Raw genomic sequence first — 16,518 nt, 5'->3', positions numbered from 1 at the left:
GAATAGGAAGGCGGGACGACCCTACGGAGCGCGGTGCATACCGCTCCTAACAGTTCATCGGCTGTCCATTACTACGACGCCAATTGCCTTTGTTCCATACAATTTGCTATTCCTTCTTCCAACAACGGCCTACGGTCCAGCACGAGCATCTTAATCCGTTGCTCGAGAGAACGGACGCGGTCGCACAAGTGATTTACAGCACGATCGTAATGCGTCACTGCTCCTCTCCAAACGGCTGTGGAAAACAAGGGTAGTTGAATGTCCAGCTTAGAGAAGGAGAGGCGCATCTCCTGCCGCAAATAATTTTTAACGAGGCCTACGACGGCAGGTGACTTACATCGAAAAAGAATAGGATACGAGAGACAGACGCCCGGTACTGCCGTGTTAGGCTGACCAGCCTCTAAGTCCACGGCGGGAACCTGTACCGCGGTCAAGTACACGTGCGGTTTTTGGTTCAGCTGCACCAATTCCAATGTATAGAAATCTTCGAAATAATCCAATATCAACCGTTTATGACCCGCATATTCTTCCTTTGGAATGCTTCGCAAGGCTGGTTCTAGATTATTCAGCTCGATGGAAATCCATGAGTGGATTTCCGTTTGCACAGCGGCTAGGCTATCGATGCTATAACTGTCCATGTCACATACTTTTACATGTTTGAACGGATAACCTTTCATAAGGTTTAAGCAACAATACGCCGATACCGTATAAAAACAAATAACTCCCGCATAAATACCAAGGGCGAATACACTTCGACAGCTACAAGTATGTCATCTTCTACTCTTCTTTGCGACCGTCGTTCCGAACAGACTTACAGAAATCGGTCATACGAAATCTGCGCCTGAAACAAGCTGAACGGCTGTTGTTAGACAGAAAGATGAACATATCGCAAGTGGCCTATGCCCTGAGATTACAAATCAAACGTATTTTTCGACCATATTGAAAAAAACATATGGATTGAGTCCTTCCGAGTATATTAATAGACACATCAATTAAAGATGACAGAACGTTGGCAGATGTTAACCGCAGATGAGACGTATTCATTGGGCAATTAATCAGTAAAAAGTTGCCTTTACGGCTCACTTGCGTACGCAGAAGCCGTCGTCCTCGTCATCACTCTTTAAACAGGATCGTGTACAAAGAAGCGAGCTGTTGCATATCAAATCGTTCGATGGGATACTCATCGGATACGTGACCGAAAAAAGTCTTCATTCCGTCTTGATCAACAGCAAAAGCGATCGTACAGAAATCGTTTTCGGCATGAAAAATACCCACACCGACCACCGTTCCTTGATACGCGACCGTATATACACTACGTTTGAACTTCCCGTCCAACGTATAGCCGCTTTCAATCGGATCACCGACACGGAAAAGATCCTCCCTTCTCATGTAGTATGGACTAGTTGCGTTTAGATTTAATAATCAAACTTATGAAAAATGTGGCGATCTTTTGCGGGTAAATTGTTTTTTTATCCGCTCACACCAAGAGATTGATTGGAAATCGAGTGTACGAATAAAAAAACATGCATAACATCATAAGTTAGAGATATATAATTTATCAAACAAAATGGTTAATCGGGCTATATCAAACTTCTCCACCAGATGCTCTTCCGAAAAATGTCCTAAAATGAGCGTCGAACCGTTTTCGTCTACCACTAACGCGAGTGTACAAAGTTGATTATTGTCATGAAAAAGGCCAACGCCCACGACACGTCCCTGATAGGAAACCGGATAATAACATTTTTTGTGATGGCCAACAGCGGTCTCCCCTACCTTTAATATATTCCCTGCGCGTATTAAATCTTCCCGTATCATACCCTATCAACTAGGTTGCTCTATACATAGGAAACGGCAAAAGTAGGTGGATGGTTTTGCTATATACGAACTTAAATAGGAAACATGGGATGGCATCGCCCATGAGCACCAGCACGGAATCTTTTCGCTTAAAAATCTACCTAAATGTATCGACCCGCCTATACAATGGTATAGAAAATAACTATATGCAGAGAGATATGATGCGTTTTGATTAAATTCGCGTCATGAAAATAGACGAACTAAAGGCAGCATTGCTTGGCAAGGAATTTCCAGACCGTGTAGAGATAGGACCGGATCAGGTGGTGACTGATTATCAACAATTTCTGAAAACGCAATTTATCATGGTCGAACAGTGGAAGAAAGAATTGGAAAAATCTCCGGCATACCTTCGCCTTCGAAAGTTTTACGAAGCCACGCGGTAGTAGTAGGTATACAGATTGGACGCGCAACATCGTTGGCCCGGCAGACGAAAAATCGACGTCCAACTGATGAACATCTACTTCGCAATTTCTGTGCTGCATGTCCACATTCTTTTTATCTCCATGTCGCCAACGGGATCAACCCATATTCCCAAAGTAGCAACACAAATTGTGCGACCAGCAAAACAGCCCAAAATCCTAAACTTTTAATACCTGTCCCTAGCTTCTTTGCGTAAGCAAACAAGGACATACACGTTGCTACCGGAAGCGTCAATGTGGAAAAATAAACCATACAGGTTGATACATTTCTATCGCCGATCTGCGTTAGTTCATTCATAGACAACAATATACCGGAAACCAGCACCAAAAGCAAACCCAAAAAACAATATAAGATGGGCGTGCGACGACCTCGGGATTGCGGCTTTAGCACGCGGTAACTCCCTAAAAATAAAACGATAAGACAAGCCACGCTACCCAAGAAACAACGGATAATAACCCCTCCTATCTGCCACCCCTTGACTTTTTGCCAAGTCTGTATACCAGTGGATAGGTAATGTTGTCCATACGCATCTACGTAAAATAAATGCGAAGCATCAACTTTATCAATCGTCCGAAACAGTCGATTGTCCGCTGTGGTCAACACGAGCCCTTGCTTTTGAAAGGGCGTCAGGACCAGTCCTTCCGGCGTGTATGTCACCTGAACATACTTCGTGAGCATGTCTAAAAGTCCCATGGGTTCAATTCGGGTAACTACCGGAACATAGTAACCGTCCCATTTCGTGGTCTCGACACGCGAAAACGGTTTGTTCGGATATCGCCGTCCGACGGTACGCATAGGAAGTAATTTATTAATCAATACCTTATTGAAAACCTCATAATCAGCTTGCTCGCTATCCATATTGTGTGCGATAAAGAACGCTTTATTATGTTCGGGGAACAGGTAGTACATCGCGCGGAAACCAATGGTATTTCCGGAATGGGCTATCCCTACGACGCCGTGGCGGTCGCGCGATACGGCGCCAAACGCATAACCATGTTTTAAGCCATACTTTGCAGCTATCGTTTGCGTGGGCACGCCGAACATATCCATGAATTCTTGACGAATAAATGCGTCACTCCCCAAACGCCCTCGGTGTAGCATAAACCGCAACAGGATACCCATATCATGGGCGGTAGTGGTGAACTGACCGGCTGGCCGGACATAGATTGGCATCGCCGGCGCTATGCTTCCGTCTTCAAAATGCCCCATACTTAGCGTCCTATCTTTACTTTGGGATACAAAATGGAACGTACTATGCTTAAGTCCTATGGGTTTTAGCACACTTCGGTCGAGATAATCTTCATACGGCTCATGAACGATCGCCTCAATAAGAATGCCCAATATCGTGTACCCCATATTGGAATACGAGAATATAGTCCCCGGTTTAGTCTGTATCCGCAGCACCTCGGGCGTGCGGGCATAAAATTCCTGCAGCGGCGTGTCCGGATTACAACTGGTACTAAAAAAATGCCATAACCGGATGTCTCCCAGCCCAGAAGTGTGGTCCAGAAGGTGCCTGATGGTGACTGCGTGCGAATCTGCCCATGGGTTACGGATGGGAAGGTGGGGCATATATTTTTCAATCGGGTCGTCTATGTGCAGTCGTCCTTCCGTAGCCAGCCGCAACACACCTATGGCCAGAACGGTTTTTGTAATCGAACCGACGTGAACTTTATCATCTCTATGCAGCTTTTCTCCTGTTTTTACATTCTTCAGCCCCGAACCAAAATAGGATATACTATCTGAATCAACCAACGTATACACCGCCCCCGACAACCCTTGTTCCTGGAGCAATTGTGTGATTTTGGGTTCGATATCTTGAGCGACGACTTTACCTAAAGTAAGGATAGCGATGAGCAAAGACCAAACCCTCATGATGCGGACCAGGCTTCCTACTCGGTCCGCAAACAACGTATATGTACGCATAATTTAATCTTCGATGGATGTCGTTAGCGTTTTCGACGCGTGTCGCTCAAAAAAAGCCCAGATGTATTCATTAAGATCGATTTCACGTGACGTTTTTCCAAGAGGCAATCCGATATTGAAATCGTCAGCTCCTGCCCACGTATGGCCACTATCTTCAATAGTTAGTAAGGAAATTGATATCCTTGAATTGGACGCCTCGCGGACGAGGACCGCTTCACCTTTTCGAAACACCGTATCGGCGGGTCTGCCCATCTCGTTCGTAAACGAACGATCTTTCCAGTAGGTGTAACTTCCCATCGCGGAATAATAACTCCCCTCCTTACCAGCGTAGTCTACTATTTCGTCTACCATCCCATTGATCATCAGCATAGCCATGTTGTTTATCCCTTGGTGGTACATCGCGACCGAGTCTGGAAGATTCGCCCCTACTGGCGCAACCGCAGCAAATCGATGGGAAAGTTCCGCCGCAAGTCGATGACAAAAGAATCCCCCTCTAGATAACCCCGTCGCAAATACCTTGCTAGGGTTAATTAGGTAATCTTTTTGCAGGTGAGACAGCAATGCGTCGATAAAACCGATATCGTCTATTCCATGCCGATAAGACATACCAAAACCGACGTTCCAATCTTCATTTACCCCTTTGGGATAGACGACGATAAATCCGTACTTGTCGGCAGTCTGGTTCAGCTTGGTGTACAACATCTGTTCAGCAGGGGTCATACCTTTGTCGTGGAAATTAAAAACAACAGGATAACGTTTCGTTTGATGATATCCTTTTGGCGTATATACGATGTATTTTCTCTTTAAGCCCTGGTGCGTGAAGTAGGCTGTTTGTGCAACCGTCACCAGCGACATAATAACCAACAATAGGAAAACACTAATTTTTCTCATCATGGATTTCATGTATCAGTTCGGTAATTTGGATAGATAACTCTTGGCTCTGAGCAAGCTTTCTTTCTTCATAAAGCGGTTTGAGCAAAAACCACAAAACGAATAGTTCAACAATAAGTATAACCCCAGTGATCACGAGTGTGATGGGAGAAAGAGCAAACTCGTCCACGTAATAAAGAATTGGCGTAATCAAGAAAATACTGATGGTGATACAGCCTACACGGATGTCCCGTCGTCTGCGCCTAACAAGAACACGGGATAAGTAGGTGAGAAATTCTACACTATTCAACAACAGCTCTTTTCGTTGGTCGTTAATCTTTTTCCAGGAGAAAACAAATAAATACACCGCATTAAAAAGCAGCATACATTCAGCCACACTTTTGTTTATTCCCTGCAACTCGTCGGTGTAAAGAATATATCCAATGACGGCACCCGAGAATAAAAGAATAGTTACCGACCAATATAGGATACCTGTGCGCCTTCGTTTCCTCATGTGCAAAATACGTTCTTCGGTTTTTTTCAAACTGTCTTTTGGTACAGAATCAACCGTACGCCAAAGCTCTTTAAGCTCCTCAAAATTGGGATTCATCGTTTTTCATTTTTTTTGCTAAAACATCTTTTATGCGATGGATGCGAACTCGAACATTGGTATGGCTAAGGCCCACAATATCCGCAATCTTTTCTTGCTTTACATCCTCCAGAAAGAATCCAATGATTAACCGATCTAGCGGCGGTAGAGACGCGATGCAGCGATGCAGCTTGACAAAGTCATCCTCCACGAGTGAAGACTCCGTAGCAGCTGCGTTTAGCACGTGATAATTGTTTGCAAGATCGTTCTTCCTTTCGTGCGCAAGCTGCCTTAAACATTTGTTACTTGCGATGCGATAGATCCAACCTGAAATGTTTTCCTGATGTTTCATCCGTCCTAAATTTTCAAAAACCGTAACAAAAGTATCCTGCATCACATCCTTAGCTTTCTCTGCATCGTTGAAATAACCGAGGCATACCCTAAAAATCCGAGGCGAATACGCGCTATATAGCTGTTCAAAATCCATTTCTTTAGCTAAATACAGAAAGTTTCAAAATGTTACAGATTTATTCCAAAAAATGATAGGCCCCTTCCGACCAACAGACAAGCATAGCATAGCGACTTATACACAATGGCTTTTATTAAGTTAATGAATCCTATTTCTTGCCATAAGAGAAGTAAATATCCGTAGAAAAAAATTAATTTGCCAAGCAGCATAACACAAGCGGTCTGCGACATAGTATCCATCACAAAAACAAAACAGATGACAACAACATTTCAAGCAGGTATTAATATTGCCATCAAAATCCCTAAAAACAAGTATGAAAAAACAGTTGCGTTTTATCGGGATATTCTGAAATTGAGCGTAACGGAGAAACCTATTGTGAATCCAACAGTGTCCCGCACGCACGAAGTTATATTTGGACATAATATTATTTGGTTAGACTGTGTCGATAACTATACACACGCCGAAACATGGTTACAACTAACGGTCCCGCATGTCGAGGAGGCAACCGACTATCTCCGACAACATGGTATCGAAACGTGTGATGAAATCGAAGAACTTCCAAAAGACATGCATTGGATAACCGATCCAGCAGGTACAGTATTCAACCTACAACAACATGACAATAAAGTCAAATAAGAGACAGTTCAGAAAATGGCGCACAATCATGCAACAAACATTCAAATAGGTATCAACGACAACAGCAAAGGCAAACGGTAAATAAAAATAACGGATTACATACCAAACACTAACGACAATCCACAAAATAAAGAAGGTTAAATGGACTTCCGTTAATTTGCATTTTTTTGCATATTTTGTTTTTTATACGTAAAATTACAGCAAGAAAGTGTGGTACAGATACGGATCCCTATGTAATGAGAGACGTATCATCGACAGTAGACACGCGCTATACCTATTATATGACAACATGATGAGAAAGATCACGAGTATCCTTTGCTTAATTTTCTTGATTTCCCATGTCGGAATCTGTCAAATCCGTACGGGGGCAGACCAAGTCCCGGTATACATTGACTACCTGAAAAACAAGAAGATCGCCATGGTGGTTAATCCAACATCTCGCATTGGAAATCAGTCGAGCGTAGACAGCTTGCTTTCCTTGGGCGTTAATATCGTGAAGGTGTTTGGCCCGGAGCATGGCTTTCGGGGCAATGTTGGAGCCGGAGTTCACGTTAATGATTCTATAGACTCTTTGACAGGAGTTCAAGTCGTGTCTTTATATGGAAGGACAAACAAACCTACGAAAGAAATGTTGCAGGATATCGATTTGGTGATTTTCGACATTCAGGATATCGGCGTCCGGTATTTCACATATATTGGAACCATGCATCGAGTTATGGAAGCTTGCGCAGAAAATGGAAAGGAACTATTGATCTTGGACCGACCAAATCCAAACGGCTATTTTGTGGATGGCCCCATTTTGGATATGAAGCATTCCTCCGGAATCGGCATGCATCCCGTTCCGATTACTCATGGGATGACGGTTGGCGAATATGCCCAAATGATCAATGGAGAAGGATGGCTCGCCAATGGAATGCAATGTAAAATTAAAGTAATTCCGGTTGCGAATTATAGCCACGATATGGAATATATCCCACCCGTTCATATGTCGCCAAATATCAACACGTATCAAGCTGTACTTCTATACCCTTCGACCTGTCTGTTTGAGGGCACTATACTAAGCGAGGGTCGCGGGACGCATTTCCCGTTCACGGTTATCGGGAGCCCGGCTTTAAAAGGCATATACGACTTCTCCTTTACACCAATAAGCATAAAAGGGATGAGCGCCACCCCGATTTATAGAAATGAGACATGTTACGGTTTGGATTTACGGCAAGTCGACCTAAAAAAACTGCGAGCGACTAAGAAAATCAACTTATCCTGGCTCATAGAAACGTACCATAAATATCCGAATAGAAGAATATTCTTTGACAACAAGCAAAGCAAAGAAATTGTTGACTTTAAAAAACTGGCAGGCGGGCTGACCCTAGAACGGCAGATCTTAGCTGGCCTAACGGAAGACGAGATCCGTAAAAGCTGGGAGCCGGGATTAAAAGCCTATAACGAAATGCGAAAAAAATACATGCTTTACCCCTAGCTGTCGTCTCCCTCTACGCGAATTCCGCTGAGGGCTAGAAACTGTTTCTGCGGTTTATTCGTTACTCAACTATTTTTGCACGATTCCCGATCGGTGGAATGGGACGTTTAACACATGCTATCTTGGACCTCACCATCGATATAGGGGCCAATAAAAGCTTGCGTCGCCCACTTATTTTCTGTATCTTTAGGACACAGCAAAACCACTACACTCTTCATTTCATGTTGTTTAAATTATTTTATCTCTTTACGAAGATAGGCCTGTTTACCATAGGCGGCGGATATGCCGTCATACCATTAATCGAAAAAGAGATCGTCAACCGGCAGTGGCTGAGTCAGATTGAGTTTTACGAACTGCTGGCAATCACGGAGTCCCTCCCCGGCGTATTCGCTACCAATATTGCGGCCTTAGTTGGTTATAAATTATATGGAACCAAGGGCGCCATTGTAGCCGCGTTAGGTACTATCCTAGCCCCTTTTTTGATTATTATGCTTATCGCTGCATTTTTTCGAAAGTTTCAGGAAAACATATACGTCATCAAAGCTTTCAAAGCGCTACGACCGGTCGTTGTGGCACTAATCGCAGCGCCCTGCTACGGCGCGATCAAAGCAAATAACTGGACGGCAAGCACATGGATCTTTCCGGTCGTAGCACTGGTTTTAATGTTTTATGCCAACATTTCACCCGTTTGGATCATCATTGCAGGCTGCATAGGCGGAATTGTCTACGAAAAAATAAGAAAAAAAAGCCAAGGCGAACTTAAAAAACGATAATGATGATTTTCTTACAGCTAATATGGGTCTTCCTCAAAATAGGTACGTTCGGTTTCGGAGGCGGATACGCTATGCTTTCGTTAATTCAAGAAGAGGTGGTCGAACGACATGCTTGGATGAGCAAGCAAGAATTTACCGATTTGGTGGCCATATCGCAAATGACTCCTGGACCGATAGGAATCAACACCGCCACCTATGCGGGCTACACGGCAATACAACATGCCGGGTACGCTTCTAGCATGTCTATGCTCGGAGCGGCAGTCGCGACCATAGCGCTGTGCATTCCTTCCTTCGTTATGATTTTGGTTATATCATACTTTTTTTTAAAGTTCCGCTCAAACGTTTATTTTACTAGCGCTATGCGTGGTATCCGACCATTAGGTGTTTCGCTGATTGCGCTTGCTGCCCTATCGCTCGCCAACGTAGAAAACTTCGTAGACCCAATCAGCACGTTGTTGTTCCTCGCAGCCTTGGTAGCTGTGATCAAATTTAAATTACATCCTGTACTGATTCTCGCAGGAACGGCCCTAATCGGATTGGCCATTTACTAACGACAGCGAGCAATAGATGTACGCTGCCCTACAGAAAAGCATCGGTCCTTATAAAAAAAAGACGTCCATACATGGACGCCTTTCATAGGTAGAGGAGATGTAATTATTTGATCAAACCGTTTTTAACGGCTAATTTAATCAATGCGGCTGAATTCTTAACACCGGTCTTATCAATCAGATTTTGACGATGACCCTCCACCGTACGTTTGCTGAGGAACAACTGGTCCGCTATTTCGATGTTCGTGAAGCCTTCGCTAATCAATTGTAAAACCTCCAGCTCGCGATCTGAGATATCCATATCTGACATCAACTGCTCCACATTGGTGCTGGATGAAGGGATATCATGAAGCTTATCCAGCAACATCATGGCAAGCTCCTCACACAGATATCGCCCGCCTTTGTAAACATGCTGTATAGCGAATAGAAGTTCGTCATAGCCCACATTTTTTACCAAATAGCCCTTGGCGCCTTTTTCAAACGCTTGGAAAACGTGTTGACTGCTGTTAAGCATGGACAACATAATAATCTTGATCGATGGATACTCTTGTTGCAATCGCTCGACTAGCTGTATTCCGTCCATGCCCGCCATACTGATGTCCGTCAGCACGATATCGGGATGGTCCCCTGCTTCCAATAGCTGCAACACTTCGTACCCATTATCCGCTTCGCCTATGACGCGTAGGTTGTCCTGCGAGTCTATCAACAGCTTTATCCCGTTACGAACGACAAGATGATCTTCGGCAAGAATAATCTTTATCATATAGTTATATCCGTTTATTTAGTGTATAGTTTAATTTGAACTTTGCTTCCCTTTGGCGAACTGGATAAATCCATCGTACCGGCATATAGCGCTATTCGGTTGCGGATATTCCGCAGCCCCGCCCCCAAACGCAAGGAGTCTTCCATATCAAGACCAAACCCTTGGCCGTCGTCTTCTACGATAATGACGACTTCTTTTCCAGCAATACGAATGGAAAGCGAAATTTGCGTCGCATTCGCATGTTTGATGCAATTGTTGAACAGTTCCTGAATGATCCGATAGGCACACAATTGTAATTCCTTACAGAGCTCGGTAATACGCCGATCAATACGGGTTTTGAAATCGACCCCCCCTTTTCGAAGTCTAAAAATAACATCATCCATAGCTTGGAAAAAACCCATATCCCGCAATACGGTGGGAGCTAACTCATTCGATATATTCCGAACATTGTAAATGGTATCATTCAACATCTTCTTGATCGGCATAATCTGTTCTTCATGCCCGTGCTCGAGCAGAAATCGCTGCAAGCTGATGCGTATGGCATAGAGTTCCTGTGCGATGCTGTCATGCAATGTCAGACCAATAAATTCTCGCTCCGCTTCCTGGGTTTCAATGATCGTTTTGTAATAGGCTTCATGCTCCTCTTTAGAGGCGCTGGCAGGACTGAACTCATTCTTCAGAAAAACAAGTACATACACCTCCTTATTAATAGTCTCGAGCCGGATGCGTTTGAGATAAATGCTCACGAGCCGATATACTTTCTTCTTACACTTCACCTTCACCAAACGCAACGGATCGCCAAACGTGTCTAACCCGCGGTTCATCAGTTCCTGAACCCGTGCACGCTCTTCTGCGAATAGAAAGTCGAAAAGTACCATATTTTCTAACGACGCAGGATCTGCGCAAAGTATTTCAGATACTTTATCGTTATGTTTCGATATCCTGGCCTCCTCATCCATAAATAAGTAACCAAAAGGACCTTCGTGAAAAGCTTCGTAAAAAGTCTGTAAGCCTCTTGCGTGGTCACCTGCGGATTCCTCAGGAAATAAAGACGAAAAGGACATAAGCGCTGTATTCTTATTTTCTATGTTCATTTATTTGCTCACTGTTAGTTAAGCGTAATTCCGGTTAGATGAAAGAAGAGGCCCCAAAGGCTTCCTTTCACGACCATACTTTTTTATCAAAAATCAATCCCATAAGTTACTAATAAATACCCAAAATAGCATGTAGGCGGTAAAAATACACGCATTATCACTACGTATATATACGTGCAGAAATGACGAACGAATTTCTGCATCATCGACCATCCTAAAAATGCGCACAAGTGAAATGACCGACGGTAAAGTAAGGACACGTATTTTTCAAAGGATGTTGCGTTAAACGCCCCTTTTTTTAAATAAAAACACGTAATCAATACGCTTCCAAAAGGCGCATCTTATTGCAAAAAAAGATAACAATAAAAATACAAATCACTGGAAAACAAAATATTACAAAAATCATACGTCATTTTTTAACGGCGTACGTGTTTTTCGCATGTTCAAAAAAGCGATTAACAAAGTGCGCTTTCCACCATCATCTTTGCATCATCTTTGCAACACGGTTTTTGTATTTGTTTATTGTTTTACAACCAACAAAAGAAAATATGAAAACTGAACTATTGAATTTGACAATCCAACAGAACCAGCCGCTGCTGAAGCGAATAGCGACCAAATTTACACAGGATCCTTACGAAATAGAAGAACTTGTACAGGAAACCTTCATACGCTCGCTTTCGTCGCTGGAAAAGTTCATCAATCACCCGAAACTTGTTGCTTGGTTGTTTGTGATCATGCGCAACGTATACATTAATAACTACCGCAAACTGAGTAAATACAGAACCATCGAAACGGAACTCACGCACACGTCCCATTTTGAACAACTAACGACGAACAAAAGCGAATCCAAATTTATGATGGACGATATTCAAAAAGCCATACATAAATTGCCGGCAGACAACTACATCGCTTTTACCATGTTTATGGAAGGTTTTAAGTATCAAGAAATTGCAGAACAGTTACAAATCGCAGAGGGCACCGTCAAAACGCGGATACACATTGCGCGCAAGCTTCTGAAAAAAAGCTTAAAAGTATACCGAAACTAAAATAACGATAAAAGTACGTGTACGGCGGGCCTAGATTTTCTAGGCCCGCTGTTGTATCGCTGGATGAAGTGCGCTAAAAGCTGAAAACATAAAAAATGGGCAACCAATTTCCGCTATCGTCGTTTATTAAGAAAAGGATTAGTATTATGGAAGAGCATAGAGAACTTTTACAGGACCTGGTCGAAATCAACAACGATCGGGCGGAGGGCTACACGAAAGCGATAGAGCTATTGCACGACGGACATGACGATGATTTGCGACAGATTTTTGTTCAATATCGATCTCAGACCCAGCAATTTGTCAGCCAACTTACACCCTTTTTAGCCGATGAAGGTGAACTCCCAACAGACGCAACTCGTGTAAGTGGAAAATTGTTCCGGCTATGGATGGATTTAAAAGGTGCTATAACTGGACACGATCGACGAAGTATCCTAGAAAGTTGCGAGCGTGGCGAGGATGCGTTTAAAAAGACATACGAGGAAGCTATCAAACAGCTGGATACTGTTCCCTTGCCATTGGCAAACATCATTCGACAACAAGCGGAACAGCAATACATGGCACACAACCATATTAAAACACTTCGGGACGCATCCTAGTCTATACACGTTAAAAAAAAGACTCGATATCCGAGTCTTTTCTTATTTACTGATCCCCTATCGGCGATTGCCCACCGTTGTCAGATCGTTGGACGCCCTCCGGTCGCTGCTATAGTAGCCCCGGAAACATAGGATGCTTCGTCTGTCGCTAAAAATACGTAAACCGGAGCGATCTCTACCGGTTGCCCCGGACGGCCCATCGGTGTATCCTCTCCAAATTTCTCATGATCGGGAATGGTGCTCGGGATTAGCGGCGTCCATACAGGACCGGGAGCAACGGCGTTTACCCGTATCCCTGACCCATCAGCTAAAAAGGACTGTGCAAGACTTGCCGTGAAATTCTGAATCGCGCCCTTCGTCGCGGCATAAGGCAAAAGTGAGGGATTTGGACTGTATGCGTTTACGGAGGTGGTGTTAATAATGGACGCTCCAGCCGGCATATGGGCCTTCGCATGTTTCACAAAATAGAACATGGCGCTCATGTTGACTTCAAACGTCTTATTCCATTCTTCAGCCGAAATATCCGTAATATCTGAATAAGACATCTGATAGGCTGCATTATTTACCAGTATATCTATTTTTCCAAACTTTGCAACCGTGGTCTCCACAATGTGCCTGCAGTGTGCTTCGTCACGGATATCTCCACGCACCAGCCAGGCACGACGCCCCGCTTCTTCGACCCATTTTTGGGTATCAGCAGCGTCTTCATCCTCAACCTTGTCTTTATATGAAATAACAATATCCGCACCTTCACGGGCCATTGCAATTGCTGTTGCTTTACCGATTCCGGAATCTCCTCCTGTTATAATAGCCACTTTATCCGTTAAGCGCCCCATGCCGCGATAGGACGACTCGCCATGATCCGGCACGGGCTGCATGCTAGACGTCACGCCGGGCGGTTCTTGATCTTGTTTCGGAAACGGAGGTACGGGATAGCGATCTTTTGGGTTTCCTTGTTTATCTGTTGCCATAATTTTATTTATTTTGTTTCGTCTATCTTATAAACGGCCGTGTCTCTTTTTCGTTGGCAAAACCTCATTTTTTTGCCATTTCGTATCGGCCGACAAGGTAAAACACCTCGGATTTATACATCTTCGATACGTTTTCTATCCATCTCAAACCATTTACAAACTTTCCCATTCTATATTAAAAAGATACATTATGGAAAACGAACACATTCCGTCACAGGTGACGGGCAAAAAATTGGACATCACCGAAAAACGGCGGTTTCCCACCCACACGGAAGCTTTCAATGCGTTTACCCGGACACGTCTACGTTTGCTCGACGTAAATCATTGGCACGAAATCGCCGGAGCACCTTCCGCGCAGTTCTGTTTGATAGGCCTAGACGGACAACCGGCCGCGGGTCATCCACAGTTAGGGAACTACGTCCGAATCGACATACCCGGCCCAGGAAGCCCGAAAGGAGATGGTTACGATTGGGTGGCGGTAACCCACATGGAAGATAAACCCATGCAAGGATTTACGCAATTTACCTTACGACCATCACCACCTCCGACAACAGACAGTAGCGATGTGGCACATTTCTTTCACCAATACGCGAGCTCTACATTTCAGATCAGCGTGTACGAAAACGAACTGCATATTAGTTATTTCGGACGAAACGAAGAGATCAATCTAGAAAACGATGATTTTGTGGATAATTTTCGCAATGCCATCATTGGCTTAGGGGCGAAATTGGGATTTTCTTATCCACAGTGGAAAAAACTTGTGCATGGATTGCTTGAAGAAAGCGACAAGTAAAAAAGGGTGACCGTGTTACCGCAATCACCCTTCCTGAGAGAGAATAAAGTGTACTAATTCATTGGCGGAGTTGGCGTCGGTTGGCCCAACGTATCCGTGCTATCTCTGCGTATGGTGTCCATAGGTGCCACACCAGTTTCGCCATCCATATGTTGATTAATGGTGTCGGGGGTTTCTCCCATCGAATCGGAATTCGTCTCCCTGTTGCCACAGGCAGCTAATGTTCCGACTATTCCAAGCATAATTGCAAAAAAACTAATCTTTTTCATATTTTCTGTTTTTTGGTAACCAAAGAATCTGTGAATTACTTGGTTTACTGTTGATTTTCTAATAAACGACTGGAATTCGGTTTCGTTCGTGCATTCGAACTTTTGGGTATTTACCGTAATCGAACGTGGCTTAAGTAAGTGCTTGTGTACACGACCCCCGTACCGCTTTATTTCCGCGCACCCGAAGCCCCGTATTTTTGACATTCCACCCGATCAAATACGTGTTTTAGAAACCATCTGTTAAGCAAAATGTTCTGTACAAAAGACGTTGGATTTAAATACGAACCCTTATGAAAACACTGGATATAGAATTACTGGAAACACTTACGACGGTAAATTCCACTCCTGCCTTGAGCATTTACCTACCTGTACATCGCAATCTGCCAGAAAGTGCACAGGACCATCTAACACTGAAAAATCTACTACGTGATATTCGTGCACAAATGAGCAATGATCAACAGCATGTCATTGAGAAGCTAATTGAGCCTATTGAAAAGCTATTGAATGAAAAAAGCTTCTCTCGAGGAAAGCAAGGCACATTGGCCATCTTTTCATCTGCCGATGTTTTCGAAACGATTTTTTTACCAGAAGTTTATCCCAGTGCGTTCTACTACGACGATTGCTTCTATGTCGTTCCCCTTTTGGCTTTTACCAGCATAAATAGTTCTTTTTATCTATTGGCATTAGGCAAGAACCACGTCCGGCTTTTTGAAGGAGACTGTTACGGATTGGAAGAAATTACGTTAGAAGATCATATTCCAACAACCATGAAGGAAGCCTTGGGGGACGACTTGACCGATAATCATCTTCATGGCGCAGCTGGAGGCTCCGCTGGAATCCATGGATACATGGAAATAACCGATGAGAAGGTTACGGACAACACCCGTTTCTTCCGGATCGTCGATCGGGAAATTGATGAAACATATTGTAAACACCGAAAGATCCCTCTTTTGTTAGCCGCTCTGCCCGAGAACATCAGCCTGTTTCAATCCCTCAGCAAAAATGAATGTTTAGTGCCGGATGCTATCTCTTTGAATGCGGACGGCATGGACAAATCGGATTTACATCGACGGGCTTTGCATATACTAGAGACACAACGGCAGCTTGCACTCCAAAAACAAATCAACAGATATGCGGTCGGCAAGAGCGAACACTTGGCTACAGACGCGATTGCCGACATTGCGGTGAATGCAATGGACGGCCGAATCGAGCGCTTGTTCGTGGCTGCAGGAAAACGATTCCCCGGCACGGTCTCTTTGTCGGATAGGAAAATTAAACCTGACACCGGGAGTTCTGGCGATATCATTAATAAGATTGCCCTACTCACTTACAAAAACGGCGGCAAAATCCATACGTTGGCACATGCAGAGGGGGCCTTTCCGGAGGGAATCGGAGCGCTGAACCGCTTTTGATACGCTTCGCCC

At 44.0% G+C, this 16,518-nt stretch carries 21 protein-coding genes; 10 read left to right on the top strand and 11 right to left on the bottom strand.

The genetic code is table 11. From position 1 onward, the window contains the following. Window positions 1-71: 71 nt before the first annotated feature. On the bottom strand, window positions 72-677 hold the full coding sequence (locus tag ACFSR5_RS19070; RefSeq protein WP_380906067.1) for a hypothetical protein: 606 nt from the start codon (window positions 675-677) through the stop codon (window positions 72-74). Window positions 678-885: 208 nt separating this feature from the next. On the opposite strand from ACFSR5_RS19070, the gene ACFSR5_RS19065 reads away from it, so the two are divergent. Then, complete coding sequence (locus tag ACFSR5_RS19065; RefSeq protein ID WP_380906163.1) at window positions 886-996, top strand: AraC family transcriptional regulator; 111 nt, start codon at window positions 886-888, stop codon at window positions 994-996. A gap of 117 nt (window positions 997-1,113) precedes the next feature. Here the strand turns inward: ACFSR5_RS19065 and ACFSR5_RS19060 are convergent, their stop codons facing one another. Both ACFSR5_RS19060 and ACFSR5_RS19055 read right to left on the bottom strand, forming a co-directional pair. After that, complete coding sequence (locus ACFSR5_RS19060; protein WP_380906066.1) at window positions 1,114-1,389, bottom strand: hypothetical protein; 276 nt, start codon at window positions 1,387-1,389, stop codon at window positions 1,114-1,116. Window positions 1,390-1,533: 144 nt separating this feature from the next. Beyond that, a complete protein-coding gene (locus tag ACFSR5_RS19055; RefSeq protein WP_380906065.1) occupies window positions 1,534-1,815 on the bottom strand; it encodes a hypothetical protein in 282 nt (93 codons plus the stop codon). A 224-nt stretch (window positions 1,816-2,039) separates the two neighbouring features. Here ACFSR5_RS19055 and ACFSR5_RS19050 point away from each other — a divergent pair, with 224 nt between their 5' ends. Continuing rightward, the gene (locus ACFSR5_RS19050) at window positions 2,040-2,237 is read left to right on the top strand and encodes a DUF6965 family protein (protein WP_380906064.1); all 198 of its coding nucleotides are present in this window, start codon (window positions 2,040-2,042) and stop codon (window positions 2,235-2,237) included. A gap of 112 nt (window positions 2,238-2,349) precedes the next feature. On the opposite strand, the gene ACFSR5_RS19045 is transcribed toward ACFSR5_RS19050, so the two are convergent. Genes ACFSR5_RS19045 through ACFSR5_RS19030 form a run of 4 tightly spaced genes read right to left on the bottom strand, consistent with a single transcriptional unit; the run spans window position 2,350 to window position 6,146 of the window. Beyond that, the gene (locus tag ACFSR5_RS19045; RefSeq protein ID WP_380906063.1) at window positions 2,350-4,200 is read right to left on the bottom strand and encodes a serine hydrolase domain-containing protein; all 1,851 of its coding nucleotides are present in this window, start codon (window positions 4,198-4,200) and stop codon (window positions 2,350-2,352) included. 3 nt (window positions 4,201-4,203) lie between these two features. After that, window positions 4,204-5,094, bottom strand: a complete 891-nt coding sequence (locus ACFSR5_RS19040; protein WP_380906062.1) for an alpha/beta hydrolase family esterase — start codon at window positions 5,092-5,094, stop codon at window positions 4,204-4,206. Next, a complete protein-coding gene (locus ACFSR5_RS19035) occupies window positions 5,078-5,680 on the bottom strand; it encodes a hypothetical protein (RefSeq protein WP_380906061.1) in 603 nt (200 codons plus the stop codon). The genes ACFSR5_RS19040 and ACFSR5_RS19035 overlap by 17 nt, the downstream gene beginning before the upstream one ends. Continuing rightward, a complete protein-coding gene (locus ACFSR5_RS19030) occupies window positions 5,664-6,146 on the bottom strand; it encodes an RNA polymerase sigma factor (RefSeq protein ID WP_380906060.1) in 483 nt (160 codons plus the stop codon). Before ACFSR5_RS19030 ends, ACFSR5_RS19035 begins: the two co-directional genes overlap by 17 nt. 237 nt (window positions 6,147-6,383) lie before the next feature. On the opposite strand from ACFSR5_RS19030, the gene ACFSR5_RS19025 reads away from it, so the two are divergent. The 4 genes from ACFSR5_RS19025 (at window position 6,384) to ACFSR5_RS19010 (ending at window position 9,565) form a co-directional block, all read left to right on the top strand. Then, the gene (locus tag ACFSR5_RS19025; RefSeq protein ID WP_380906059.1) at window positions 6,384-6,764 is read left to right on the top strand and encodes a VOC family protein; all 381 of its coding nucleotides are present in this window, start codon (window positions 6,384-6,386) and stop codon (window positions 6,762-6,764) included. 292 nt (window positions 6,765-7,056) lie between these two features. Then, on the top strand, window positions 7,057-8,241 hold the full coding sequence (locus ACFSR5_RS19020; RefSeq protein ID WP_380906162.1) for an exo-beta-N-acetylmuramidase NamZ family protein: 1,185 nt from the start codon (window positions 7,057-7,059) through the stop codon (window positions 8,239-8,241). Between the two features lie 98 nt (window positions 8,242-8,339). Next, on the top strand, window positions 8,340-9,014 hold the full coding sequence (locus tag ACFSR5_RS19015; protein ID WP_380906058.1) for a chromate transporter: 675 nt from the start codon (window positions 8,340-8,342) through the stop codon (window positions 9,012-9,014). Then, window positions 9,014-9,565, top strand: a complete 552-nt coding sequence (locus tag ACFSR5_RS19010; RefSeq protein WP_380906057.1) for a chromate transporter — start codon at window positions 9,014-9,016, stop codon at window positions 9,563-9,565. The genes ACFSR5_RS19015 and ACFSR5_RS19010 overlap by 1 nt, the downstream gene beginning before the upstream one ends. Before the next feature lie 103 nt (window positions 9,566-9,668). Here the strand turns inward: ACFSR5_RS19010 and ACFSR5_RS19005 are convergent, their stop codons facing one another. Together ACFSR5_RS19005 and ACFSR5_RS19000 are read right to left on the bottom strand one after the other, a co-directional pair. Next, on the bottom strand, window positions 9,669-10,325 hold the full coding sequence (locus ACFSR5_RS19005) for a response regulator (RefSeq protein WP_380906056.1): 657 nt from the start codon (window positions 10,323-10,325) through the stop codon (window positions 9,669-9,671). Window positions 10,326-10,339: 14 nt separating this feature from the next. Next, the gene (locus ACFSR5_RS19000; RefSeq protein ID WP_380906055.1) at window positions 10,340-11,419 is read right to left on the bottom strand and encodes a sensor histidine kinase; all 1,080 of its coding nucleotides are present in this window, start codon (window positions 11,417-11,419) and stop codon (window positions 10,340-10,342) included. 548 nt (window positions 11,420-11,967) lie between these two features. Here ACFSR5_RS19000 and ACFSR5_RS18995 point away from each other — a divergent pair. Both ACFSR5_RS18995 and ACFSR5_RS18990 read left to right on the top strand, forming a co-directional pair. After that, on the top strand, window positions 11,968-12,465 hold the full coding sequence (locus tag ACFSR5_RS18995) for an RNA polymerase sigma factor (protein WP_380906054.1): 498 nt from the start codon (window positions 11,968-11,970) through the stop codon (window positions 12,463-12,465). A gap of 146 nt (window positions 12,466-12,611) precedes the next feature. Then, entirely contained in the window at window positions 12,612-13,061 is a 450-nt protein-coding gene (locus tag ACFSR5_RS18990) for a ferritin-like domain-containing protein (protein WP_380906053.1), read from the top strand. Window positions 13,062-13,141: 80 nt separating this feature from the next. On the opposite strand, the gene ACFSR5_RS18985 is transcribed toward ACFSR5_RS18990, so the two are convergent. Further along, entirely contained in the window at window positions 13,142-14,032 is an 891-nt protein-coding gene (locus ACFSR5_RS18985) for an SDR family oxidoreductase (RefSeq protein ID WP_380906052.1), read from the bottom strand. A 190-nt stretch (window positions 14,033-14,222) separates the two neighbouring features. On the opposite strand from ACFSR5_RS18985, the gene ACFSR5_RS18980 reads away from it, so the two are divergent. Beyond that, entirely contained in the window at window positions 14,223-14,825 is a 603-nt protein-coding gene (locus ACFSR5_RS18980; protein WP_380906051.1) for a hypothetical protein, read from the top strand. A 53-nt stretch (window positions 14,826-14,878) separates the two neighbouring features. Here the strand turns inward: ACFSR5_RS18980 and ACFSR5_RS18975 are convergent, their stop codons facing one another. Then, a complete protein-coding gene (locus ACFSR5_RS18975) occupies window positions 14,879-15,094 on the bottom strand; it encodes a hypothetical protein (protein ID WP_380906050.1) in 216 nt (71 codons plus the stop codon). Between the two features lie 290 nt (window positions 15,095-15,384). On the opposite strand from ACFSR5_RS18975, the gene ACFSR5_RS18970 reads away from it, so the two are divergent. Beyond that, window positions 15,385-16,506: a baeRF3 domain-containing protein gene (locus ACFSR5_RS18970; protein ID WP_380906049.1), complete on the top strand. Its 1,122-nt coding sequence runs from the start codon at window positions 15,385-15,387 to the stop codon at window positions 16,504-16,506. Window positions 16,507-16,518 lie beyond the last annotated feature (12 nt).

Origin of the sequence: Sphingobacterium suaedae, assembly GCF_042684625.1 — a bacterium.
Classification (GTDB): domain Bacteria; phylum Bacteroidota; class Bacteroidia; order Sphingobacteriales; family Sphingobacteriaceae; genus Sphingobacterium; species Sphingobacterium suaedae.
Note: the sequence above shows the minus strand (reverse complement) of the source record. Positions and strands in the feature narration are given on the sequence as shown.